Origin of the sequence: Streptomyces sp. CA-249302 (assembly GCF_050936785.1) — a bacterium.
Taxonomy (GTDB): domain Bacteria; phylum Actinomycetota; class Actinomycetes; order Streptomycetales; family Streptomycetaceae; genus Streptomyces.
Genome location: NZ_JBNJMG010000001.1, coordinates 2,850,018 through 2,872,971 on the forward strand (window position 1 = coordinate 2,850,018; position 22,954 = coordinate 2,872,971).

At 70.2% G+C, this 22,954-nt stretch carries 19 protein-coding genes; 1 reads left to right on the forward strand and 18 read right to left on the reverse strand.

Annotation, left to right across the window (positions count from 1 at the left end; translation table 11 throughout):
* Nucleotides 1–57: 57 nt before the first annotated feature.
* The 5 genes from ACQEWB_RS12895 to ACQEWB_RS12915 all read right to left on the reverse strand — a co-directional run bounded on the left by ACQEWB_RS12895 (nucleotide 58) and on the right by ACQEWB_RS12915 (nucleotide 4,909).
* Entirely contained in the window at nucleotides 58–1,644 is a 1,587-nt protein-coding gene (locus tag ACQEWB_RS12895; RefSeq protein ID WP_432830272.1) for a Na+/H+ antiporter, read from the reverse strand.
* Between the two features lie 87 nt (nucleotides 1,645–1,731).
* The gene (locus ACQEWB_RS12900) at nucleotides 1,732–2,202 is read right to left on the reverse strand and encodes a GNAT family N-acetyltransferase (protein ID WP_432830274.1); all 471 of its coding nucleotides are present in this window, start codon (nucleotides 2,200–2,202) and stop codon (nucleotides 1,732–1,734) included.
* A complete protein-coding gene (locus ACQEWB_RS12905) occupies nucleotides 2,199–3,143 on the reverse strand; it encodes an RluA family pseudouridine synthase (RefSeq protein WP_432830276.1) in 945 nt (314 codons plus the stop codon). Before ACQEWB_RS12905 ends, ACQEWB_RS12900 begins: the two co-directional genes overlap by 4 nt.
* Nucleotides 3,144–3,219: 76 nt before the next feature.
* On the reverse strand, nucleotides 3,220–3,795 hold the full coding sequence (gene lspA, locus ACQEWB_RS12910; RefSeq protein WP_432830278.1) for a signal peptidase II: 576 nt from the start codon (nucleotides 3,793–3,795) through the stop codon (nucleotides 3,220–3,222).
* A gap of 61 nt (nucleotides 3,796–3,856) precedes the next feature.
* Nucleotides 3,857–4,909 (reverse strand): TraR/DksA family transcriptional regulator, encoded by a 1,053-nt coding sequence (locus ACQEWB_RS12915; protein WP_432830280.1) that lies wholly within the window; start codon nucleotides 4,907–4,909, stop codon nucleotides 3,857–3,859.
* A 584-nt stretch (nucleotides 4,910–5,493) separates the two neighbouring features.
* Between ACQEWB_RS12915 and ileS the strand changes: the two genes are divergently transcribed.
* Nucleotides 5,494–8,631, forward strand: a complete 3,138-nt coding sequence (gene ileS / locus ACQEWB_RS12920) for an isoleucine--tRNA ligase (protein WP_432830282.1) — start codon at nucleotides 5,494–5,496, stop codon at nucleotides 8,629–8,631.
* A gap of 173 nt (nucleotides 8,632–8,804) precedes the next feature.
* Here the strand turns inward: ileS and ACQEWB_RS12925 are convergent, their stop codons facing one another.
* The 13 genes from ACQEWB_RS12925 to ACQEWB_RS12985 all read right to left on the reverse strand — a co-directional run bounded on the left by ACQEWB_RS12925 (nucleotide 8,805) and on the right by ACQEWB_RS12985 (nucleotide 22,846).
* A complete protein-coding gene (locus tag ACQEWB_RS12925; RefSeq protein WP_432830284.1) occupies nucleotides 8,805–9,995 on the reverse strand; it encodes a DivIVA domain-containing protein in 1,191 nt (396 codons plus the stop codon).
* Between the two features lie 52 nt (nucleotides 9,996–10,047).
* Entirely contained in the window at nucleotides 10,048–10,338 is a 291-nt protein-coding gene (locus ACQEWB_RS12930) for a YggT family protein (protein ID WP_432830286.1), read from the reverse strand.
* A gap of 50 nt (nucleotides 10,339–10,388) precedes the next feature.
* Nucleotides 10,389–11,030 (reverse strand): cell division protein SepF, encoded by a 642-nt coding sequence (locus tag ACQEWB_RS12935; protein ID WP_432830288.1) that lies wholly within the window; start codon nucleotides 11,028–11,030, stop codon nucleotides 10,389–10,391.
* Between the two features lie 129 nt (nucleotides 11,031–11,159).
* The gene (locus ACQEWB_RS12940; protein ID WP_432830290.1) at nucleotides 11,160–11,879 is read right to left on the reverse strand and encodes a YggS family pyridoxal phosphate-dependent enzyme; all 720 of its coding nucleotides are present in this window, start codon (nucleotides 11,877–11,879) and stop codon (nucleotides 11,160–11,162) included.
* A 5-nt stretch (nucleotides 11,880–11,884) separates the two neighbouring features.
* A complete protein-coding gene (gene pgeF, locus ACQEWB_RS12945) occupies nucleotides 11,885–12,622 on the reverse strand; it encodes a peptidoglycan editing factor PgeF (protein WP_432830292.1) in 738 nt (245 codons plus the stop codon).
* Nucleotides 12,619–13,815: a cell division protein FtsZ gene (ftsZ, locus tag ACQEWB_RS12950; RefSeq protein WP_432830294.1), complete on the reverse strand. Its 1,197-nt coding sequence runs from the start codon at nucleotides 13,813–13,815 to the stop codon at nucleotides 12,619–12,621. The genes pgeF and ftsZ overlap by 4 nt, the downstream gene beginning before the upstream one ends.
* A gap of 277 nt (nucleotides 13,816–14,092) precedes the next feature.
* Nucleotides 14,093–14,896: a cell division protein FtsQ/DivIB gene (locus ACQEWB_RS12955; protein WP_432830296.1), complete on the reverse strand. Its 804-nt coding sequence runs from the start codon at nucleotides 14,894–14,896 to the stop codon at nucleotides 14,093–14,095.
* 37 nt (nucleotides 14,897–14,933) lie between these two features.
* On the reverse strand, nucleotides 14,934–16,031 hold the full coding sequence (gene murG / locus ACQEWB_RS12960) for an undecaprenyldiphospho-muramoylpentapeptide beta-N-acetylglucosaminyltransferase (protein ID WP_432830298.1): 1,098 nt from the start codon (nucleotides 16,029–16,031) through the stop codon (nucleotides 14,934–14,936).
* 6 nt (nucleotides 16,032–16,037) lie between these two features.
* A complete protein-coding gene (ftsW, locus tag ACQEWB_RS12965) occupies nucleotides 16,038–17,399 on the reverse strand; it encodes a putative lipid II flippase FtsW (RefSeq protein WP_432830300.1) in 1,362 nt (453 codons plus the stop codon).
* A gap of 21 nt (nucleotides 17,400–17,420) precedes the next feature.
* Nucleotides 17,421–18,854, reverse strand: a complete 1,434-nt coding sequence (gene murD, locus ACQEWB_RS12970) for a UDP-N-acetylmuramoyl-L-alanine--D-glutamate ligase (protein WP_432830302.1) — start codon at nucleotides 18,852–18,854, stop codon at nucleotides 17,421–17,423.
* On the reverse strand, nucleotides 18,836–19,906 hold the full coding sequence (gene mraY, locus ACQEWB_RS12975) for a phospho-N-acetylmuramoyl-pentapeptide-transferase (protein WP_432843784.1): 1,071 nt from the start codon (nucleotides 19,904–19,906) through the stop codon (nucleotides 18,836–18,838). Before mraY ends, murD begins: the two co-directional genes overlap by 19 nt.
* Nucleotides 19,906–21,321: a UDP-N-acetylmuramoyl-tripeptide--D-alanyl-D-alanine ligase gene (locus ACQEWB_RS12980; RefSeq protein ID WP_432830304.1), complete on the reverse strand. Its 1,416-nt coding sequence runs from the start codon at nucleotides 21,319–21,321 to the stop codon at nucleotides 19,906–19,908. Before ACQEWB_RS12980 ends, mraY begins: the two co-directional genes overlap by 1 nt.
* 4 nt (nucleotides 21,322–21,325) lie before the next feature.
* Nucleotides 21,326–22,846 (reverse strand): UDP-N-acetylmuramoyl-L-alanyl-D-glutamate--2,6-diaminopimelate ligase, encoded by a 1,521-nt coding sequence (locus ACQEWB_RS12985; protein WP_432830306.1) that lies wholly within the window; start codon nucleotides 22,844–22,846, stop codon nucleotides 21,326–21,328.
* Nucleotides 22,847–22,954 lie beyond the last annotated feature (108 nt).

Here is a 22,954-nt window from a genome sequence, read left to right on the forward strand (position 1 = left end):
CCACCGGAGAGGCCCACTTCTCAGCCAACTGGAAACAGGCGGTGCGCGGGTGGGAGATCACCTCAGACTACGCACATCAAGATGCCGCAGCACCCGGTCCACGATCTCGGGGTCGGCCCCCGCCTCACTCCGCGCCGCCAGCACCTCATGCCGCGCCGCGCTCAGCAGCTCCCCCTGGATCCGCCGCATCCGCTTGAGCCGCCGTACCCGCATGTCGTGCGCCTCCCGCCGCTCCTCCTCCCCCATGTCCGGACTGATCCGCACCCCGATCTCGAAAGCCCGCCGCAGCATCTGCTCGGACAGCTCCTCCGGCAGCTCCTCGACCTCCTCGATCTCCCGGAGCCTGCGCTTGGCGGCCTTGGCCGCGCGCACCGCGAGTTCCCGCTCGAACTGCTTCTCGCGCTCCGTGTCGGCCTGCACCCCGAGCTTCCTGACCAGCCACGGCAGGGTCAGCCCCTGCAACACCAGGGTGCCCATGATCACGCCGAACGCGACGAACACGATCTCGTCCCGGTCGGGAAAGGCCGAGCCGTCGTCCGTCTTCAGCGGAATCGCCAGCGCCAGCGCCACCGAGGCCACGCCCCGCATCCCCGACCACCACATGACGACGGTCTCCCGCCAGCTCATCGGGATGTCCTCGTCGTGGTCCCGCCTGGCGTGCAGCCGCTTGGTGAGCCAGGTCGCCGGCAGCAGCCAGACCAGGCGTACGAGGACGACCACCCCCAGGACGGCCGCGGACCAGCCGAGCATCTCGCCCCACCGCCCGGACGCCGTACGGATCGCGTTGTGCAGCTCCAGACCGATCAGCCCGAAGGCGACGCCGGTGACGAGGGTGTCGACGATGTCCCAGAAGGTGTGTCCGGCGAGCCGGGTCAGCACGTCGTCGGGGTCGGTGGCGTACTCGGCGAGGAACAGTGCGGTGGTGAGCACGGCGAGCACCCCGGAGCCGTGCAGCTCCTCCGCGAGGACGTACGAGGCGTACGGCACCAGCAGGGTCAGGCCGACCTGGAGGGTCGCGTCGCCCAGCAGGTCGAGCAGCTTGTTGGCGCCCCAGCCCAGGACGACGCCCACGGCGACCGCGACGACGGCGGACAGCACCAGGTCGAGCGCGGCCCGCCCCGGATGGAACTCGCCGCTGACGGCCGCCGCGACGGCGACGTGGTACAGCACGATGGCCGTCACGTCGTTGAAGAGGCCCTCCCCCTCCAGGATGGACACCAGTCGGCGGGGCAGCCCGAGTTGGCCCGCGACGGCGGTCGCGGCGACCGGGTCGGGCGGGGCGACCAGCGCGCCGAGCGCCACCGCGGCGGCGACGGGCAGACCGGGCACGATCGCGTTCGCCGTGACGGCCACGCAGAGTGTGGTGACGAAGACCAGTGCCACCGCCAGCAGGAAGATCGGCCGGACGTTGGCCGCGAACTGCCGCCAGGAGGTCCGTCGCACGGCCGCGTACAGCAGGGGCGGCAGCAGCAGGGGCAGGATCAGGTCCGGCGGGATGTTGACGTTCGGCACGAAGTCGGCCACCGCGAGCGCGATCCCGAGCAGGGTCATCAGCACCGGTGCCGGCAACCCGAACCGGTCCCCCACTGGGACGCTCACCACGGCCCCGAGCAACAGCACGAACAGCAGGGCCAACTGATCCACGGTCAGCACTCCGAGCAGATCGACGTACGACGGGCAGGCCTCAAGCCTGCCACGCCACCGATCCCACCAGCGCTTTCGGAACCCCGGCTACAGAGCGCGCCGCATCGCCCGGTGCGGTATCCCCGCCTCCGGGTACTCCGGCCCGTACGCCTCGTACCCCAGCCGCTCGTAGAACCCCAGCGCATGCGTCTGCGCGTGCAGGTCCACCGCCGCGAGCCCACGCGCGCGTGCCGCGTCCTCGATGGCCCGCACCAGCGCCACGCCGACACCCAGCCCGCGCGCCTCCTGGGCGACCGCGAGCCGCCCGAGCGACCCCACCGTCAGGTCACCGCCGACCTTCGCCGCGGCCGACGCGCCGTGCAGCAGCCGCCCGGTCCCGAGCGGCGTCCCGTCCTCCCGCACGGCCAGCACATGCACCGCCACGGCGTCGTACTCGTCGTACTCCAGATCCTCGGGCACCCCCTGCTCGCCGACGAAGACCTCCTTGCGTACGGCGAAGCAGGCCTCCAGGTCGGCCGGTTCCTCGGCGACGCGCACCGCGTACGCGCGCGTGCTCATCCGTAGGTCTCCTCGCGGACCTGGTCCAGCGCCTTCTGGAGGTCGGCCGGGTAGTCGCTCTCGAACTCCACCCACTGTCCGTCCCCGGGGTGCTCGAAGCCCAGCCGCACGGCGTGCAGCCACTGCCGGGTCAGGTGCAGCCGCTTGGCGAGGGTCGGGTCGGCGCCGTAGGTGAGGTCGCCGACGCAGGGGTGGCGGTGGGCGGCCATGTGGACGCGGATCTGGTGGGTGCGGCCGGTCTCCAGCTTCACGTCGAGCAGGGAGGCGGCGCGGAAGGCCTCGATGAGGTCGTAGTGCGTGACGGAGGGCTTGCCCTCGGCGGTGACCGCCCACTTGTAGTCGTGGTTGGGGTGGCGGCCGATGGGCGCGTCGATGGTGCCGCTGGTCGGGTCCGGGTGGCCCTGCACCAGCGTGTGGTAGCGCTTGTCGACCGTGCGCTCCTTGAACTGCCGCTTGAGGGAGGTGTACGCGCGCTCGGACTTGGCGACCGTCATCAGCCCGGAGGTGCCGACGTCGAGCCGGTGCACGATGCCCTGGCGCTCGGCGGCCCCGGAGGTGGAGATCCGGTACCCGGCGGCGGCGAGGCCCCCGATGACCGTCGGCCCGGTCCAGCCCGGCGACGGGTGCGCGGCCACGCCCACCGGCTTGACGATCACGAGCACGTCATCGTCGTCGTACACGATCTCCATGCCCTCGACCGGCTCCGCGACGATCTGCACGGGCGCGGGCGCCTGCGGCATCTCGACCTCGAGCCAGGCTCCGCCGTGCACCCGCTCGGACTTCCCGACCACCGAGCCGTCGACCGTGACCTTCCCCGACGCGGCGAGCTCCGCGGCCTTCGTACGGGAGAAGCCGAACATGCGGGAGATGGCGGCGTCGACGCGCTCGCCCTCCAGGCCGTCGGGCACGGGCAGGGTACGGATCTCGGGAACTGTGCTCACCCGTCGAGTATGCCGGACAGCACCGACGCCCCCGAACGAGCCTGTGGAAAACCCCGGACCGGCCGGAACCGGAGGCTCAGTCCTTGTGGACGGTCCCGTCCGGGTCCAGTCCCTTGAAGGACAGCAGCACGATCAGGATGCCGCCGCACACGATCGCCGAGTCGGCAAGGTTGAAGACCGCGAAGCCCTTCGGGGCGATGAAGTCGACCACCGCGCCCTCGAAGACGCCCGGCGAGCGGAAGATCCGGTCGGTGAGGTTGCCCAGCGCACCGCCGAGCAGCAGACCGAGCGCGATCGCCCAGGGCAGGCTGTACAGCTTGCGGGCGAGGCGCGCGATCACCACGATCACGGCCGCCGCGATCACCGTGAAGATCACGGTGAAGGCCTCCCCGAAGCCGAAGGCCGCGCCCGCGTTGCGGATCGCCTCGAACCTCAGCCAGTCCCCGATGATCTCGATCGGCGCGTGGTGCTCCAGCTTGGCGACCACGAGCAGCTTGCTGCCCAGGTCGAGCAGGTACGCGAACGTGGCCACCGCGAACAGCACGGCGATCCGACGCCTGCCCCTGGGCTGTACCGCCGCATCCTGCTCCGGCTCGGCCCCCGCCGCCTCTGGGGTATCCGGCGTACCGATGATGCGCTCCGCCTCTGCCACGTGAGTCCCTCAACCTAGGTACCTGACTGAGCACGAGGGTACGGCACGCCTCCGGGGACCCTCAGTACCGGCGTTCCTGCTTCTGCTTGCACTCGACGCACAGGGTGGCCCGCGGGAACGCCTGCATCCTGGCCTTGCCGATCGCGTTGCCGCAGTTCTCGCAGAGACCGTACGTGCCCTCGTCGAGCCGCACCAGGGCGTGCTCGGTCTGGGTGAGCATCTCGCGCGCGTTGGCCGCGAGGGCGAGCTCGTGCTCGCGCGTGATGTTCTTGGTGCCGGTGTCCGCCTGGTCGTCGCCGGCGCCGTCCCCGGAGTCCCGCATCAGGCCCTGGAGCGCGTCCTCGGAGGACGTGATCTCGGCGCGCAGCCGCAGCGCCTCCGACTGCAGCTCGGCCCGCGCCTCCTCGACCTCCTCCGGGGTCCAGGGGTCCTCACCGGGGCGCACGGCAAGTTCGCCCGGCTCCACCGCCGCGGCGACGCGAGCCTTGGGTACGGCGGTCTTCGCCGCCGTGGCCGTGCCAGGAGTCTTCTTCGCAACCACCGTCGTGGCTCCCGTCTGCTCCGCGGCCTGCGCCGCGCCCGCCTTCTTGGCCGTGCTCTTGCTCTTCTTGGCCGCGCTCTTCCCGACCGGGGCCCCTTCGACGGCCGCCTTCTTCGCGACCGCCTCCTTGGTGGCCGTCCTCTTCGCGACCACCTCTTTGGTGGCCGTCTTCTTCGCGACCACCTTCTTGGCGGCCGCTTTCTTGGCCACCGCCTTCTTGACCGGGGCCGTCACCGCCGCCGTCTCCTCGGCCGCCACGGTCTTCTTCGCGGCCGTCCTCCTCGGGACCGTCCCCTTGGCCGCCGTCTTCTTCGCAGCCACCTTCTTGGCCGCCGCCTTCTTGGCCGCCGCCTTCTTGCCGGCCGCGGCCTTCTTCGTGCCGGCCGGTCTCTCCGGCCCGTCCTCCTCCTGGGCTCCCCGCACCCGCTTCACGGCTCCGGCTGTCTTCGCCCCCTGTGCCGACGGGCCTCCCTGGGCGCTCTTCTTCCCGCTCACGTCCTTGGCCGCACCGCCCGATGCCTGCGTGGACCTGCCCGTCGCCGAGTGCTGTACGGCGGTCTTCTTCGCCACCATGGCCGCGGCCCCTTCACATATTGTGATCTTGCACGCGAATCGTGCTGGGACGATAAATCGACTTGAGCCCCGCGGCAACGGGGCGCACCGCCCGATTCGCCCGGCTCGCGCATGCCGCTCCGCAAGCCTGCATGCGTTGTGCCCAGCTCCCCGCGGGGTAATCCGCCGGACCGCCCGTCCCAGAATCCGAACACGCGTACCGCTCCATTCGGGTCATCCCCGGCCGTACGGCGGCCCGGCCCCCGGTACCCGAAAACCGGTCGGCCGCTGTCCGCGCGGCGCCGTACACTGGGCGGAGCGAGAAGCGTGGATGGGGACGAGTAGCGGCGTACGCAGCCCAGAGCGACCCGGGGACGGTGGAAGCCCGGGGGCGAGCGCGACGTGAAGATCACCCCGGAGCCGCCGGAAGAAGGCCCGCAAGAGCCCGTAGACCCGGCATCGCGACCCCAATGAGGGGGCTCACCGACGCACACCAGGTGTCGGCGGGCCAAGGAGGGTGGTACCGCGGGAGCGCGCCGAAACCGGCGCACGGACTCTCGTCCCTCCGGACGGAAGGCAGCAAGTCCGCCGGAGGAAGCTCGCTGATGACAACGCCGACGTACCGCCAGGTGCCCGCCCAGGTCGACCTGCCCGCGCTCGAGCACGCGGTGCTCGACTTCTGGCGCGAGCAGAAGATCTTCGCCAAGACCCTGGAGCAGTCCGAGGGCCGCCCCGAGTGGGTGTTCTACGAGGGCCCGCCCACCGCCAACGGCATGCCGGGCGCCCACCACATCGAGGCACGCGTCTTCAAGGACGTCTTCCCCCGCTTCCGCACCATGCGCGGCTACCACGTGGCCCGCAAGGCCGGCTGGGACTGCCACGGCCTCCCGGTGGAGCTGGCGGTCGAGAAGGAGCTCGGCTTCAGCGGCAAGCAGGACATCGAGGCGTACGGCATCGCGGAGTTCAACGCGAAGTGCCGGGAGTCGGTGACCCGCCACACGGACGCCTTCGAGGCGCTCACGACCCGCATGGGTTACTGGACCGACCTCGACGACGCGTACCGCACGATGGACCCCGAGTACATCGAGTCGGTCTGGTGGTCGCTGAAGACGATCTTCGACAAGGGCCTGCTGGTCCAGGACCACCGCGTCGCCCCCTGGTGCCCGCGCTGCGGCACCGGCCTCTCCGACCACGAGCTGGCGCAGGGCTACGAGACGGTCGTCGACCCGTCCGTGTACGTCCGTTTCCCCCTCACCTCCGGTCCGCTGGCCGGCGAAGCCGCGCTCCTGGTCTGGACGACGACCCCCTGGACGCTGGTCTCCAACACGGCGGTCGCCGCGCACCCCGACGTCACCTACGTCGTGGTGACGAACGGTGCGGAGAAGCTCGTCGTCGCCGAGCCGCTCGTCGCCAAGTCCCTCGGCGAGGGCTGGGAGCCCACCGGCCAGTCCTTCACCGGCGCCGAAATGGAGCGCTGGACCTATCAACGTCCGTTCGAGCTCGTCGAGTTCCCGGAACCGGCGCATTTCGTCGTCAACGCCGAATACGTCACGACCGAGGACGGTACGGGTCTGGTCCACCAGTCCCCCGCCTTCGGCGAGGACGACCTCAAGGTCTGCCGCGCCTACGGCCTGCCGGTGGTGAACCCGGTCCGCCCGGACGGCACCTTCGAGGAGGACGTCCCGCTGGTCGGCGGCGTCTTCTTCAAGAAGGCGGACGAAAAGCTCACCGAGGACCTCCAGCAGCGCGGCCTCCTCTTCAAGCACATCCCGTACGAGCACAGCTACCCGCACTGCTGGCGCTGCCACACCGCGCTCCTCTACTACGCGCAGCCCTCCTGGTACATCCGCACCACGGCCGTCAAGGACCGCCTCCTCCAGGAGAACGAGAACACCAACTGGTTCCCGGACACGGTCAAGCACGGCCGGTACGGCGACTGGCTGAACAACAACATCGACTGGGCGCTGTCCCGCAACCGCTACTGGGGCACCCCGCTGCCGATCTGGCGCTGCGAGGACGACCACCTCACCGTGGCAGGCTCCCGCGCGGAGCTCACCGAGCTGACCGGCACCGACCAGTCCGAACTCGACCCGCACCGCCCGTACATCGACGAGGTCACCTTCGCCTGCCCGAAATGCGCCAAGACGGCCACGCGCGTGCCGGAGGTCATCGACGCCTGGTACGACTCGGGTTCGATGCCGTTCGCGCAGTGGGGCTACCCGCACAAGAACAAGGAGTTGTTCGAGAGCCGCTACCCGGCGCAGTTCATCTCCGAGGCGATCGACCAGACCCGCGGCTGGTTCTACACGCTGATGGCCGTCGGCACCCTGGTCTTCGACAGGTCCTCCTACGAGAACGTGGTCTGCCTCGGCCACATCCTCGCCGAGGACGGCCGCAAGATGTCCAAGCACCTGGGCAACACCCTGGAGCCGATCCCGCTGATGGACCGCCACGGCGCGGACTCGGTGCGCTGGTTCATGGCGGCCGGCGGCTCCCCGTGGGCGGCCCGCAGGGTGGGCCACGGCGCCATCCAGGAGGTCGTCCGCAAGACGCTCCTCACGTACTGGAACACAGTCGCCTTCCAGGCGCTGTACGCCCGCACGTCCAACTGGGCGCCGTCCGCGGCGGACCCGGCCCCGGCCGACCGCCCGGTCCTGGACCGCTGGCTCCTCTCCGAACTCCACGCCCTCACCGACCAGGTGACACAGGCTCTGGAGGCGTACGACACCCAGCGCGCCGGCAAGCTCCTGTCGGCGTTCGTCGACGACCTCTCCAACTGGTACGTCCGCCGCTCCCGTCGCCGCTTCTGGCAGGGCGACAAGGCGGCGCTGCGCACCCTGCACGAGGTCGTGGAGACGGTCACCAAGCTGATGGCCCCGCTGACCCCGTTCATCACCGAGCGGGTCTGGCAGGACCTGGTCGTGCCGGTCACCCCGGGCGCCCCGGAGTCGGTGCACCTGGCGACCTGGCCGGCGGCGGACCTCTCCGCCATCGACCCGGAGCTGTCGCGGCAGGTGGTCCTCGTCCGCCGGCTCGTCGAACTGGGCCGTGCCACGCGCGCGGAGTCGGGCGTGAAGACGCGTCAGCCGCTGTCCCGCGCGCTCGTCGCGGCGACCGGCTTCGACACCCTCGACCGTGAACTGCACGCGCAGATCACGGAGGAGCTGAACGTGAGCTCGCTCGCGTCCCTCTCCGAGGTCGGCGGCTCGCTGGTCGACACCACGGCGAAGGCCAACTTCCGCGCCCTGGGCAAGCGTTTCGGCAAGCGCGTGCAGGACGTGGCCAAGGCGGTCGCGAACGCCGACGCGGCGGCGCTGTCGCTGGCGCTCCGGGAAGGCACGGCGTCGGTGGAGGTCGACGGTGAGACGGTCTCTCTCGCTCCGGATGAGGTGATCATCACAGAGACCCCGCGTGAGGGGTGGTCGGTGGCCTCCGACTCCGGTGCGACGGTGGCGCTGGACCTGGAGATCACGGAGGAGCTGCGGCAGGCGGGCCTCGCCCGTGACGCGATCCGTCTGATCCAGGAGGCCCGCAAGAACAGCGGGCTGGACGTGGCGGACCGGATCGCCCTGCGCTGGACGTCCACGGACCCGGCGGTCATCGCGGCCCTGACCGAGCACACGGGTCTGATCGCCGACGAGGTCCTGGCGACGGACTTCGCCCAGGGCGAGGCGGACGACACGTACGGCTCCGCCTTCACCGACGAGGGGCTGTCGCTCACCTTCCGCCTTCGGAAGGTGTGATCCTCGCCATTGGCGACTGCGGGGGCGTGGGGGCTGGTCGCACAGTTCCCCACGCCCGTTCAGCTTGGCTGACTCAACCCGCGTAAAAGGGGCGAGCCCCGGACCGAAGTCCGGGGCTCGCCCCTTTGAACGCTGCCGACGCCTACGGCGTACTACCTACCGTGCCGCGGCCGTCAGTTGTCGTCCTCGTCGATCAGGAACCCGCGCATCGGCGAGGGAGCCTGGCCCATCGGGCCGGGGCCCTGCGGACGGACCGGAGCCATGGGCTGGGTCATGGCCGGGGACATCTGCTGCTGGCCGCCGTAGGACGGGGCAGCGGGGCTCGGCGCACCCATTCCCTGGGGGCCGCCGTAGGACGGGGCGCTCGCGCCGGCCGGGGCCATCGAAGGCGCCGGGGACGGCGGCAGGGAAGCCGTGGCCGGGGTGCGCGGCGGAGCCAGCGAGTCGTCGGCCTGGGTCTCCAGCTGACGCAGCTGCGACTCCAGGTAGGACTTCAGCCGGGTCCGGTACTCGCGCTCGAAGCCACGCAGGTCCTCGACCTTGCGCTCCAGCGTGGCGCGGGCGGACTCCAGGGAGCCCATCGCGACGCGGTGCTTCTCCTGCGCGTCCCGCTCCAGGGCGTCGGCCTTGGCACGGGCGTCACGCTCGAGGCCCTCGGCACGCGAACGCGCCTCGCCCACGATCTTGTTGGCCTCGGAACGGGCCTCGGCGATCGCCTGGTCGGCGGTCTGCTGGGCCAGCGAGAGGACGCGCGCGGCGCTGTCGCCACCGGGACCCTGGCCGGGGCCGCCCATCGGACCGCCCATGGGGCCACCCATCGGGCCGCCCATCTGCTGCTGCATCTGCGGCGGGCCACCCATGGGGCCGCCCATCTGCTGCATGGGGCCGGGACCCATCGGACCCTGGCCCATCGGGCCGGGACCCTGCGGGCCGCCCTGTCCACCGGGACCGGCGGGCAGCTGCGGCGCACCGCTCGGCAGCTGGGGCGGGCCACCCATGGGGCCGCCCATCTGCTGCTGCGGCGGGCCCGATATCCCGGCCGGCACAGGGGCACCCGGACCGCGCATGCCCTGCTGGGGCATCCCCTGCTGCGGCATACCGCCCTGGGGCATGCCCTGTCCCTGGTCCTGCGGACCGGGACCGCCGGGGCCCTCCGGGGGCTTGCGCATGTTCTGCTGGTTCTGGGCAGCAGCACGCGTCGCCGCGGCCAGTTTGGCGCGCAGGTCCTCGTTCTCCCGGAGCAGGCGGGTCAGTTCGGCTTCGACCTCGTCGAGGAAGGCATCGACCTCGTCCTCGTCATAGCCTTCTCGGAGGCGGACGGTCGTGAACTGCTTGTTCCGCACGTCCTCGGGGGTCAACGGCATCTCTTCACCTCAACGTAGTCATCGGCAGTCGGCAAGACCGTATCGTCCACATTCACCCCACGAAGTTCTGCGTGATAGTGATGAGGATGTAGACGATGATCATCAGTACGAAGAAGGACAGGTCGAGCGCCACGCCCCCGAGGCGCAGCGGCGGGATGAACCGCCGCAGAAGCTTGAGCGGTGGGTCGGTGACAGTGTAGGTGGCCTCCAGTACGACCACCATCGCCTTGCCGGGTTGCCACGAGCGGGCGAACTGGAACACGTAGTCCATGACGAGCCGGAAGATCAGCACGACGAGAAAAACCATCAGCGCGATGTAGAGCACCTGCGCGAACACGCTCATGGACTGTGCTTCCCTCTCCCCTGTTTCACGCTTCGTTCCGGTTGTACTTCTCAGCTCTGGTTGAAGAACCCGCCCTCTGCGATACGGGCCTTGTCCTCCGCCGTGACATCGACGTTAGCAGGCGACAACAGGAACACCTTCTGCGTCACCCGCTCGATGCTGCCGTGAAGACCAAACACCAAACCGGCCGCAAAGTCGACAAGTCGCTTGGCGTCTGTGTCATCCATCTCAGTCAGATTCATGATCACCGGGGTGCCCTCACGGAAGTGTTCCCCGATGGTACGGGCCTCGTTGTAGGTCCGCGGGTGAAGTGTGGTGATCCGGTAAGGCTCTCGTTCGGACACGACCTTGGGCATGATCACCGGTGCGTTCTTCTCCAGGCTTGCGCGTTCTTGTGTGATGGACGCCACGGGCGCAATGCGCGCCGGACGGCCGGATTCCGCGGGTAGCGAAGCGGAACGGGCGACCGGTTCGCGCGGCGCGGGCGGTTGCACGACTCGTACCTCTTCGTCCCTTTGGGACTGATGTGCGACGTGCGCCTGGTGCGACGGCTCGTGCCGTCGGTGGTCGCGCTCCGGCTCAGGGTCGAGTTCGGGCTCGAAGTCGTCATCGGGGTCGAAACCCCGGCCGTCGTACCCATCGTCCTCCACGAGGCCGAGGTAGACCGCCATCTTGCGCATCGCGCCGGCCATGCTCTGAGTCCTCCGCTCTGTGGTGGATCGGCTGACGACTGCCAAGTGCCCGCGATCCACGAGGTCGTTACGCCCGCCTTCCGGCGGCATTGACCATATTTTCTGCTGTGGTCCGACTTCTTGGCGACGTTACCCGAGCCTCGGGCGGACTCCGAGTACCGCGGTGCCGACGCGCACATGTGTCGCTCCGGCCGCCACGGCCTGTTCGAGGTCCGCACTCATTCCTGCCGAGACCATGTTCGCAGCCGGATGGATTCGGCGCAGGTCGGTCGACAAATCCATCAACCGCTCGAACGCCGCCAGTTCGCGTCCCGCGTACTCGCCGGTGAGCGGCGCGACGGTCATCAGACCCGCCAGCCGCAGCCCCGGTGCCGCGGCCACGAGTTCGGCCAACTCCTCGATTCCGCCGGGTCCCACGCCCCCGCGCTCCCCGCGCCCGCTCGCCTCCGCGTCGAGTGCGACCTGGACCAGACAGCCGAGCTCGCGCCCCTGCCGCTCCGCTTCCTTGGAGAGCGCCGTGACCAGCCGGGCCCGGTCGACGGACTGCACCATATCCGCATAACCGGCCACCGAACGAGCCTTGTTGGTCTGCAGCTGCCCCACGAAGTGCCAAGTCAGCGGCAGATCCGAGCATTCGGCGGCCTTGGGGGCCGCGTCCTGGTCCTTGTTCTCGGCCACGTGCCGCACACCGAGCTCCGACAGGATCCGCACATCGCTCGCGGGATAGGTCTTGGTGACCACGATCAGGGTCACCTCCTCGCGCCCCCGCCCGGCGGCCGCGCACGCATCGGCGATACGACGCTCCACCTTCGCCAGGTTTTCGGCGAGTTCGTCCTTACGGTCCGTCATGCCCCTCAGTCCAGCCAGACATATCCCGCGAGTCGCCCCGTGGTGCGATCGCGGCGGTACGAGAAGTGATCGGCCGACTCCAGCGTGCACACCGGAGACTGCTCCCGGTCGCGCACCCCGAGCCGTTCCAGCTGGGCATGCACTCCGGCGGTCACGTCGACCGCGGGTGTACCCCAACTCGTCTCGGAGTACGCCGCCGGTTCGACGGCGGCCACGTCGGCCCGCATCTCCGCCGGCACCTCGTAGCACCGGCCGCAGACCGCCGGCCCGGTGCGGGCGACGATCCGGGCGGGGTCGGCGCCGAGTTCGGTCATCGCGCGTAGCGCGGCCGGGACGACGCCGGCGACCATGCCGGGCCGGCCCGCGTGGGCCGCGGCGACGACCCCGGCGACCGGGTCGGCGAGCAGGACCGGCGTGCAGTCGGCGGTGAGGACGGCGAGCGCGAGACCCCGCCGTGCCGTGACGACCGCGTCGACCTCGGGCACGGGCCGGTCGCCCCACGGTCCGTCGACCACGGCGACGTCGTTGCCGTGCACCTGGTTCATCCAGACCACGTCGGCCGGGTCAAGACCCAGCGACTTGGCGGCCAGTTCACGATTGGCCCGTACGGCGTCCGGGTCGTCGCCGACCGCTCCGCCGAGGTTGAGCTCCTCGTACGGAACGGCGCTCACCCCGCCCCACCTGTCGGTGAAAGCGAAGTGCGCGCCGTTCACAGTGCCCGTTCCGGAGCGCTGTCCTATCACTTCAGGAAGTCCGGTACGTCCAGTTCCTCGGCCGCGCTGTCCGTGTAGGACCGGGACGGCGGGACCGGCGGGGAGACCGGGAGGTCGGCGGCCGGCTCGGGCGCGGGCTCCAGGTCCTCCTTCGGCGTGACGCTGCCGAGCGAACCGAAGGACGGGCGGGACTCGGTCTGCCGTACCGGAGTCGGCTCCTCGCGGCGGGCCGAGGTCGAGGTCGAACCGAGGACGTTGTCCCGGCGGGTCGGGGGCTGGCCCCCGTCGAAGCCGGCCGCGATGACCGTGACCCGGACCTCGTCGCCGAGGGCGTCGTCGATGACCGCGCCGAAGATGATGTTGGCCTCGGGGTGGGCGGCCTCGCTGACCAGCTGGGCCGCCTCGTTGATCTCGAACAGGCCGAGGTCGGAGCCGCCGGAGATGGAGAGCAGCACACCACGGGCGCCGTCGATGGACGCCTCCAGGAGCGGCGAGGAGATCGCCATCTCGGCCGCGGCCACCGCGCGGTCGTCGCCGCGGGCCGAGCCGATGCCCATCAGGGCCGAACCGGCCTCGGACATCACGGACTTGACGTCGGCGAAGTCGAGGTTGATCAGACCGGGCGTGGTGATCAGGTCGGTGATGCCCTGGACACCGGAGAGCAGGACCTGGTCGGCCGACTTGAAGGCGTCGAGGACGGAGACCTGGCGGTCCGAGATGGACAGCAGCCGGTCGTTCGGGATGACGATGAGGGTGTCGACCTCTTCGCGGAGTTCGGCGATGCCGTCCTCGGCCTGGTTGGCGCGGCGCCGGCCCTCGAAGGTGAACGGGCGGGTGACCACGCCGATGGTGAGGGCGCCCAGGGAGCGCGCGATGTTGGCCACGACCGGCGCGCCGCCGGTGCCGGTGCCGCCGCCCTCACCGGCGGTCACGAAGACCATGTCGGCCCCCTTGAGGACCTCCTCGATCTCCTCGCGGTGGTCCTCGGCGGCCTTGCGGCCGACGGCCGGGTTGGCTCCGGCGCCGAGTCCGCGGGTGAGTTCGCGGCCGACGTCGAGTTTGACGTCTGCGTCGCTCATCAACAGCGCCTGCGCGTCGGTGTTGATGGCGATGAACTCGACGCCCTTGAGACCGACCTCGATCATCCGGTTGATGGCATTGACACCACCGCCGCCGACACCGATGACTTTGATGACTGCGAGGTAGTTCTGCGGTGCTGCCACGTCGAAGGCCTCTCGCCTCGAGTTACGTGTCGCCGCTTCGCAGGGGATGCGATCTGGCGACTGATGCCGAATGGGACGGTCCGTCAAGCCGACCCGAACCCTAACGTTGAAGTTTAGGGTTACCAGTGTGACTGTTCGCTGGACTCTTCCGAACAGGACACTAAGTCGACAAGTGGCGCACGTTCAACGAACACGCCGAACCTCCCGTTTTTCTTTTCACCCTATGTGATCAGCCGTAGCAGTGCCCAACCAGGGTGCTGGCCTGCGCGGATGTGCGTCAACTCCCTGATGACGCAGGGGCGGTGGGAACCGAGACGTCGAAGTGCCGCGCGTCCGGCGCCGCTTTCATGAGAGCGGTGAGCGTACGCGCCTTCAGGGCGGCCCGCTCGGAACTCCCCCAGGCGACCGTCCGTCCGCCGTTCAACTCCAGCGAGATGTCGTCGTAGGAACGCACCTTGACGGTCCGGGCGACCCGGGCCACCCCGTCGGGAAGGGAACCGGCGACCCGCACCGCCTCCCGCACCAGCCGCTGCTCGCCGAAACGGCGCAGACTCGCGCCGGCCGAGCCGGTGGAGGACAGCTTCAATTCCAGTTCGGGAACGGCTTTCGGGGCCTGGGAAACCGTGGCGAAACGGACACCTTCATGGTCCACTTCGACGAAGTTTCCGCCCTTTTGGACAATCAGAACCGGAGTGCGCTCAACCACTTTCAGGCCGATTCCATGAGGCCAGGAACGGACCACGTCAACCGTGTCAATTCGGGGCAGTTTCGCGCGCAGTCGCGTCTCGATCGCATCGGTGTCGACGGAAATCAGCGGTGCCCCGACGGGGACTTCGGCGGCGGTCCGAACCTGTTCGGGCGTCAGAACCCGGGTACCGGAAACCGATACGCGTTCAACGCGGAGCCACTGGGATCCGTACAACAGCCAGACGGCACCGGCTCCGAGGAGGACCAGCGCGATGGCAAGAACGATGATCGTACGAAGTCGCGGCGGCCCCAGTCGCCTCAACCGCCGGGCGAGAGGCGGGCCGGACGACTCCTGCTGACGTTCACCGCGCTCGGCGGTGGTCGGTCCGGCCACGCTCCCTGCCCTTCGTTCACACAGCTACATGCCGTTCCTACGGGCGTGCACGGTTGGCGGCGATCGCCTCGTACACCATGCCGACGAGCAGGTCGTCGGCGTCCCGGCGGCCGAACTCGGCGGCGGCGCGGGACATCTCGTACAGCCGGTGCGGGTCGGCGAGCACGGGCAGGACGTTGCCCCGGACCCAGTCCGGCGTCAGTTCCGCGTCGTCGACCAGCAGTCCGCCGCCGGCCTTGACCACCGGCTGGGCGTTCAGCCGCTGTTCACCGTTGCCGATGGGCAGCGGGACATAGGCGGCCGGCAGTCCGACGGCGGAGAGTTCGGCGACGGTCATCGCGCCCGCACGGCAGAGCATCATGTCGGCCGCGGCGTACGCGAGGTCCATCCGGTCCAGGTAACTTACCGGGATGTAGGGGGGCATCCCCGGCATCTGCTGTACGTGCGGCAGTTCGTTCTTCGGGCCGACCGCGTGCAGGATCTGGATGCCGGCCTGCTGGAGCCAGGGCGCGACCTGCTGGACGACCTCGTTGAGGCGGCGGGCGCCCTGCGAGCCGCCGGAGACCAGCAGGGTCGGCAGGTTGGGGTCGAGGCCGAACATCGCGCGGGCCTCGGGGCGGGCGGCGGCCCGGTCCAGGGTGGCGATGGTGTGGCGCAGCGGGATGCCGATGTAGCGGGAGTTGCGCAGCTTGCTGTCGGGCGTGGCGACGGCGACCTGGGCGGCGTACCGGGAACCGATCTTGTTGGCCAGGCCCGGGCGGGCGTTGGCCTCGTGGATCACGATCGGCACGCCGAGGCGCTTGGCGGCGAGGTAGCCGGGCAGCGCGACATAGCCGCCGAAGCCGACGACCGCGTCGGCCTTGGTGCGCTCCAGGATCTGCTCGGTCGCCTTGATCGTGCCGCGCAGCCGGCCCGGGACGGTGATCAGCTCGGGCGTGGGCTTGCGGGGCAGCGGCACGGCCGGGATCAGCGCGAGCTCGTAGCCCCGCTGCGGTACGAGCGTGGTCTCAAGGCCGCGCTCCGTGCCCAGGGCCGTGATCCCCACGGTGGGGTCCTGCCTGCGCAGGGCGTCCGCGAGGGCGAGCGCGGGCTCGATGTGGCCGGCGGTCCCCCCACCGGCGAGTACGACATGCACCGAAATTCACCGCTCTCCGGACGGCCGCGCCGCAGGCGCACGCCGTCGCATCGTGTTCCATCTCCGAGGCCCCCGTCCCGATCCGGCGCCTCCCGCCCGCTTTCTACCAAAGCGAGGTTGCCGCATCGAAAGCGCCGCCCGCGCAGCGGGGTCGTCCCGCGCGAACGCGATGAGCAGCCCGATGGCGAACATGGTCGGCAGCAGGGCGGATCCTCCGTAGGAGAACAGCGGGAGCGGGACACCGGCGATCGGCAGCAGGCCGAGCACCGCACCGATGTTGATCACGGCCTGGGCCGTGATCCAGGTGGTCACGCCTCCCGCGGCATACCTGACGAAGGGGTCCTCCGTACGGCCGGCCACGCGGATACCCGCATAGCCTAGAGCCGCGAAGAGGGCGAGCACCGACAGCGTCCCCGCGAGGCCCAGTTCCTCACCGGTGACGGCGAAGATGAAGTCCGTGTGCGCTTCGGGGAGTTGACCCCATTTTTCCACACTCGCGCCGAGCCCGGAGCCGAAGATTCCGCCGGATGCGAGGGCGTAGATGCCGTGCACGGCCTGCCAGCAGTCGACCGGTCCGGACTGCGGTGAGGTGGCGCCGATGCAGGAGAGGCGGGCCATGCGGTTGGGGCTGGTCTTGATGAGGATCACACCGAGGGTGGCGGCGATGGACAGGACCCCGACGAAGAGCCGCGTGGGCGCCCCGGCCAGCCACAGCAGCCCGAACAGGATCGCCGTGAGGATGATCGCCGTACCCATGTCGCCGCCGAGCATGATCAGGCCGAGCAGCATGAAGGCGACCGGGACGAGCGGCACCAGCATGTGCTTCCACTGGTTCAGCAGGTTCCTGTCCTGCTTGCGGGCGAGCAGGTCGGCGCTCCACAGGACCAGGGCGAGCTTGCCGAACTCGCTGGGCTGGATCTGGAAGGAGCCGCCGAGCGAGATCCAGTTCTGGTTGCCGTTGACCGACATCCCTATCCCCGGCACCTGCACCAGAGCCATCAGGAACACGGCACCGGCGAGGATCGGGTAGGCCAGCGCCCGGTGCAGCTTCACCGGCATCCGCGAGGCGACCAGCAGCAGCACCCCGCCGATCACCGCGGCCAGCAGCTGCTTGCGGAAGAAGTACGAGCCCGGCAGCGACATCTGGAGCGCGGTGATCTGGGAGGCCGAGTAGACCATCACCAGACCGAGCACGATGATCAGCAGACTGCCGCCGGCGATCAGGTAGTACGCGGTCAGCGGCCGGTCCCAGGCCCGCTTGGCGTTGAGGTACAGCCGCCGCACGGGGTTGTCGCGGGGCGACCGGGGAACGGCGGGGCGTCTGACCGCCCGCTGTACGGGCGGCCGTCCGGTACGGCTACTGGGCATCAGACGCCTCCGCTACGTCGGTCAGACGCCGAGTTCGCGAACCGCCTCCGCGAACGCGTCGCCGCGCTTGTTGTAGTTGGCGAACATGTCCATGGAGGCGCAGGCCGGGGCCAGCAGCACCGTGTCGCCCGCGGCCGCGAGCCGCCGGGCCTCCTGGACAGCCGCGAGCATCGCCCCAGTGTCGGTCCGGTCGAGGTCGACGACGGGTACTTCCGGCGCGTGTCGCGCGAGGGCTTCGCGGATCAGGGCGCGGTCCCGGCCGATGAGCACGGCCCCGCGAAGTCGCTTTGCCGACTTGGCGACCAGCTCGTCGAAGGTCGCGCCCTTGGCGAGCCCGCCCGCGATCCAGACGATCGAGTCGTACGCCGCCAACGAGGCTTCCGCCGCATGCGTGTTGGTGGCCTTGGAGTCGTCGATGTACGCGACCCCGTCCACGTCGGCCACGTGCGCGATGCGGTGCGCGTCCGGCGTGAAGTTCCTGAGCCCGTCCCGTACGGCCGCCGCGGGCACCCCGAACGCACGCGCGAGGGCCGCCGCCGCAAGGGCGTTGGCGATGTTGTGCGGGGCGGGCGGGTTGACGTCGGAGACCTCGGCGAGCTCCTGGGCGTTCTGCTGCCGGTTCTCCACGAAGGCGCGGTCGACCAGGATGCCTTCGACGACCCCGAGTTGGGAGGGGCCCGGCGTGCCGAGGGTGAAGCCGACGGCCCGGCAGCCCTCCTCGACGTCGGCCTCGCGCACCAGGTCCTCGGTGGCCTTGTCGGCGACGTTGTAGACGCAGGCGACCCGATTGCCCTCGTAGATACGACCCTTGTCGGCGGCGTACGCCTCCATGGAGCCGTGCCAGTCGAGGTGGTCCGGCGCCAGGTTCAGCACGGCGGCGGAGTGCGGGCGCAGGGAGGGCGCCCAGTGGAGCTGGTAGCTGGACAGCTCCACGGCGAGTACGTCGTACTCCTGCTCGCCGAGCACCGCGTCCAGCACGGAGACGCCGACGTTGCCGACGGCGGCCGTACGCAGGCCCGCGGCCGTCAGGATCGACGCCAGCATCTGGACGGTGGTGGTCTTGCCGTTGGTGCCGGTGACGGCCAGCCAGGGGGCGGCGTCCGGGCCGCGCAGGCGCCAGGCGAGCTCTACGTCGCCCCAGATGTCGACGCCGGCCGCGCGGGCCGCCACGAAGAGGGGCTTGTCGGGCTTCCAGCCGGGCGCGGTGACGACGAGTTCGGTGCCCTCGGGCAGGGTCGCGCCGTGGCCGAGGCGCACGGTGATGCCCAGCGCCTCCAGTTCCTCGGCCTGTTCACGCGCGCGCGCGTCGTCGCCGTCGTTGACGACCGTGACGAGCGCTCCACGCGCGTGCAGCGCCTTGGCCGCCGGGACGCCGGAGACTCCGAGCCCGGCGACGGTGACGCGCTTGCCCTCCAGGGAGAGCACCTGCCAGTCGGTCACTTGTCCGCTGCCCATCCCGCGTAGAAGAGGCCCAGTCCGACGATCACACAGATGCCCTGGATGATCCAGAAGCGGACCACCACAAGGACCTCGGACCAGCCCTTGAGTTCGAAGTGGTGCTGGAGCGGCGCCATCCGGAAGACGCGCCGGCCGGTGAGCCGGAAGGAGCCGACCTGGATGACCACCGACATGGTGATGAGGACGAACAGGCCGCCCATGATGGCCACGAGGAGCTCGGTGCGGGAGAGGATCGCCAGGCCCGTGAGGACACCGCCGAGCGCGAGCGAACCGGTGTCACCCATGAAGATCTTGGCCGGCGAGGTGTTCCACCACAGGAAGCCGAGGCAGGCACCCATCAGCGCCGAGGCGATGACCGCGAGGTCGAGCGGGTCGCGCACCTCGTAGCAGGCGCCCGGGTTGGTCAGGGTCGTCGCGTTGGCGCAGGACTCCTGGAACTGCCAGACGCCGATGAAGGTGTAGGCGCCGAAGACCAGCACGGAGGCGCCGGTGGCGAGGCCGTCCAGACCGTCCGTCAGGTTCACGCCGTTCGACATCGCCAGGATCATGAACAGCGCCCAGACCACGAACAGCACCGGGCCGATCGACCAGCCGAAGTCCGTGATGAACGACAGCTTCGTCGAGGCCGGGGCGTTGCCGCGGGCGTCCTGGAACTGGAGCGCGAGCACCGCGAAGCTGATGCCGACGATCAGCTGGCCAGCCATCTTCGCCTTGGCCCGCAGACCCAGCGAACGCCGCTTGACGATCTTGATGTAGTCGTCGAGGAAGCCGACCAGGCCCATGCCGACCATCAGACCGAGGACCAACAGGCCCGAATAGGTCGGCGGGTAGCCGGTGATGACCTTGGACAGGAAGTACGCGGCGACCGTCGCGAAGATGAAGGCGATACCGCCCATCGTCGGCGTACCGCGCTTGCTGGCGTGCTCGCGCGGGCCGTCGTCACGGATGTACTGGCCGTAGCCCTTGCGGGCCAGCAGCTTGATCAGCAGCGGGGTGCCCACCAGGGTGAGGAACAGACCAATGACTCCTGAGAACAGGATCTGCTTCATCATCGGGCGGCAACCTCACCCTCGGCACCGGTCTCCAGGAGCGCCTGGGCAACGCTCTCCAGACCGACCGACCGGGACGCCTTCACGAGCACGACGTCCCCCGGGCGCAACTCGCTGCGCAACAGGTCGACCGCCGCCTGTGCGTCGGACACGTGCACCGACTCCTCACCCCACGAACCCTCGTTATATGCGCCCAGTTGCAGCCAGGACGCTTCCCTGCCCCCGACCGCGACGAGCTTGCCGACATTGAGCCGGACGGCGAGCCGTCCGACCGCGTCGTGCTCGGCGAGCGCCTCGTCCCCGAGCTCGGCCATCTTGCCGAGCACCGCCCAGGTCCGCCGCCCCCGGCCCATGGCCGCGAGCGCGCGCAGGGCGGCTCGCATGGACTCGGGGTTCGCGTTGTAGGCGTCGTTGACGATGGTCACGCCGTCCGGTCGCTCGGTGACCTCCATGCGCCAGCGGGAGAGGGAGCCCGCCTCGGAGAGCGCGGTGGCGATCTCTTCCGCGGACATGCCCAGCTCATGGGCGACGGCGGCCGCGGCGAGCGCGTTCGACACGTGGTGCTCACCGTACAGGCGCATGGTCACGTCGCTTGCACCGGAGGGTGTGCAGAGCCTGAAGGCGGGCTGTCCGCTGTCCGTGAGTCGCACGTTCTCGGCGCGTACGTCCGCTTCGTCGCCCTCTCCGAAAAGGAGCACCTTGGCCTTCGTACGGCCTGCCATGGCTCGTACGAGGGGGTCGTCCGCGTTGAGGATCGCGGCGCCGCCCTCTTCCGCCGAGGGAAGGGCCTCGACCAACTCCCCCTTGGCCTGCGCGATCTGCTCGCGGCCGCCGAACTCGCCGATGTGGGCGGTCCCGACGTTCAGGACGAGGCCGATCCTCGGCGGTGTCAGCTCGGTCAGGTAACGAATGTGGCCGATGCCCCGGGCGCCCATCTCCAGCACGAGGAACCTGGTCTCCTCGGTGGCGTTGAGCGCGGTGAGCGGCAGCCCGATCTCGTTGTTGAGCGAGCCGGGCGTGAACACCGTCGGTGCCTTGCTCCGGAGCACCTGGGCGATCAGGTCCTTGGTGCTGGTCTTGCCCGCGGAGCCGGTGAGGGCCACGAGGGTCGCGCCGAGGCGTCGTACGACATGACGCGCGAGGGCGCCGAGGGCCGTCTGGACGTCCTCGACGACGATCGCGGGCACGCCGACGGGGCGCGACGCCAGTACGGCGACCGCGCCCGCCTCGACGACCTGCGCGGCGAAGTCGTGGCCGTCCACGCGCTCGCCGACGAAGGCGACGAAGAGGCTGCCGGGCAGCACCTCGCGGGAGTCCCGGACGACCGGAGCGGTGACCTGGACGGACGGATCCGGTATGTCGTGCGTCTGCCCGCCGACGACTGAGGCGATCTCGGCGAGAGAGAGGGCGATCACAAGTTCATCCCTGGGTCTTCTGGATGGCTTCTCGAAGCACCTGGCGGTCGTCGAAGGGACGGACCACCCCGGCGATGTCCTGGCCCTGCTCATGCCCCTTGCCCGCGACCAGCACGGTGTCTCCGGGCCGTGCTCGGGCGACGGCGGCGGCGATCGCGGCGGCCCGGTCCTCGAAGACCTGGACCTCGCCGCGCTCGTGTGCTGGTACGGACGCCGCGCCCTCGAGCATGGTTGCAAGGATCGCGAGGGGGTCCTCGGAGCGTGGGTTGTCGGAGGTCAGTACGGCGGTGTCGGCGAGCCGGGCCGCGGCGGCGCCCATCGGCGCCCGCTTGGTCCTGTCCCGGTCGCCACCGCAGCCGAGCACGACGTGCAACTCGCCCTCGGTGACCTTGCGCAGGGCGCGCAGGACCGATTCGACGGCGTCCGTCTTGTGGGCGTAGTCGACGACCGCGAGATACGGCTGCCCGGCGTCCACCCGCTCCAGGCGCCCCGGCACGCCCGGCACGGCGGCGATGCCGTCGGCGGCGGTCTGCGGGTCGAGGCCCGCGGCGGCCAGGGCGACGATCGCGGCGAGGGTGTTGGCCACGTTGAAGGGGCCCGGCAGCGGCGCCCTGGCCTCGATCCGCTCGCCCTGGGGGCCGATCACGGTGAACGTCGAGTCCAGTTGGCCGATCTCGACGTCCTCGGCGCGCCAGTCGGCGTCCGGGTGGCCCTCGGCGGAGAAGGTGACGACCGGGACGGTGGCCTCCTTGGCGAGCCGGCGGCCGTACTCGTCATCGGCGTTGACCACGCCGAGCCGGCTGCGTTCCGGCGTGAACAGCTGTGCCTTGGCCCGGAAGTAGTCCTCCATGTCGGAGTGGAACTCCATGTGTTCCGGGCTGAGGTTGGTGAAGACGCCGATGTCGAAGACACAGCCGTCGACCCGGCCGAGGACCAGCGCGTGGCTGGAGACCTCCATGGCCACCGCCTCGACCCCGCGCTCGCGCATGACCGCGAACAGGGCCTGGAGATCGGTCGCTTCGGGGGTGGTCCGCTCGGACTTGATGCGCTCGTCGCCGATGCGCGTCTCGACCGTGCCGATCAGGCCGGTGTTGCTCTTGGTCTTGAGGCCACCCTCGACGAGGTAGGCGGTGGTGGTCTTGCCGGAGGTGCCGGTGATGCCGATCTGGAGCAGCTCGCGGCCCGGATGGCCGTAGATCGTGGCCGCCAGCTCGCCCATCCGCCCGCGCGGGTCGTCGACCACCAGGACCGGAAGCCCCGTCGCCGCGGCGCGCGAGGCGCCGGTCGGGTCGGTCAGCACGGCGACCGCGCCCAGACCCGCGGCCTGCGTGACGAAGTCGGCGCCGTGCAGGCGGGCGCCCGGGAGGGCGGCGTACAGGTCTCCGGGGCGGACGGCGCGCGAGTCATGGGTGATGCCCGTGACCTCGGCGGGACTTTCCGGCGCGGCGGCACCCAGCTGATCGGCGAGCTCCGCGAGGGGTGTTGCGGAGACCTGAACCGGTCGTGGCGGCCCCGGATATGTCACGGAAACGCCCTTCTGGGTGGTTTGGGACTGATCAGCGTGTGGCACGGCGGTGAGCGTACCGGGCGCACCCGCCTGCGGGCGAAGTGAGGGGCGGGGCGCGTCCGGGTT

What these genes read in the sequence shown, in the direction of transcription:
- murD (WP_432830302.1), bottom strand. Translation starts at nt 18,854, where the DNA reads ATGGGCAGCGGACAAGTGACCGACTGGCAGGTGCTCTCCCTGGAGGGC.
- ACQEWB_RS12915 (WP_432830280.1), bottom strand. Translation starts at nt 4,909, where the DNA reads ATGGTGGCGAAGAAGACCGCCGTACAGCACTCGGCGACGGGCAGGTCC.
- ACQEWB_RS12925 (WP_432830284.1), bottom strand. Translation starts at nt 9,995, where the DNA reads ATGCCGTTGACCCCCGAGGACGTGCGGAACAAGCAGTTCACGACCGTC.
- mraY (WP_432843784.1), bottom strand. Translation starts at nt 19,906, where the DNA reads ATGAAGCAGATCCTGTTCTCAGGAGTCATTGGTCTGTTCCTCACCCTG.
- ileS (WP_432830282.1), top strand. Translation starts at nt 5,494, where the DNA reads ATGACAACGCCGACGTACCGCCAGGTGCCCGCCCAGGTCGACCTGCCC.
- ACQEWB_RS12940 (WP_432830290.1), bottom strand. Translation starts at nt 11,879, where the DNA reads ATGACGGACCGTAAGGACGAACTCGCCGAAAACCTGGCGAAGGTGGAG.
- ACQEWB_RS12930 (WP_432830286.1), bottom strand. Translation starts at nt 10,338, where the DNA reads ATGAGCGTGTTCGCGCAGGTGCTCTACATCGCGCTGATGGTTTTTCTC.
- ftsW (WP_432830300.1), bottom strand. Translation starts at nt 17,399, where the DNA reads ATGCCCAGTAGCCGTACCGGACGGCCGCCCGTACAGCGGGCGGTCAGA.
- ACQEWB_RS12900 (WP_432830274.1), bottom strand. Translation starts at nt 2,202, where the DNA reads ATGAGCACGCGCGCGTACGCGGTGCGCGTCGCCGAGGAACCGGCCGAC.
- ACQEWB_RS12935 (WP_432830288.1), bottom strand. Translation starts at nt 11,030, where the DNA reads ATGGCCGGCGCGATGCGCAAGATGGCGGTCTACCTCGGCCTCGTGGAG.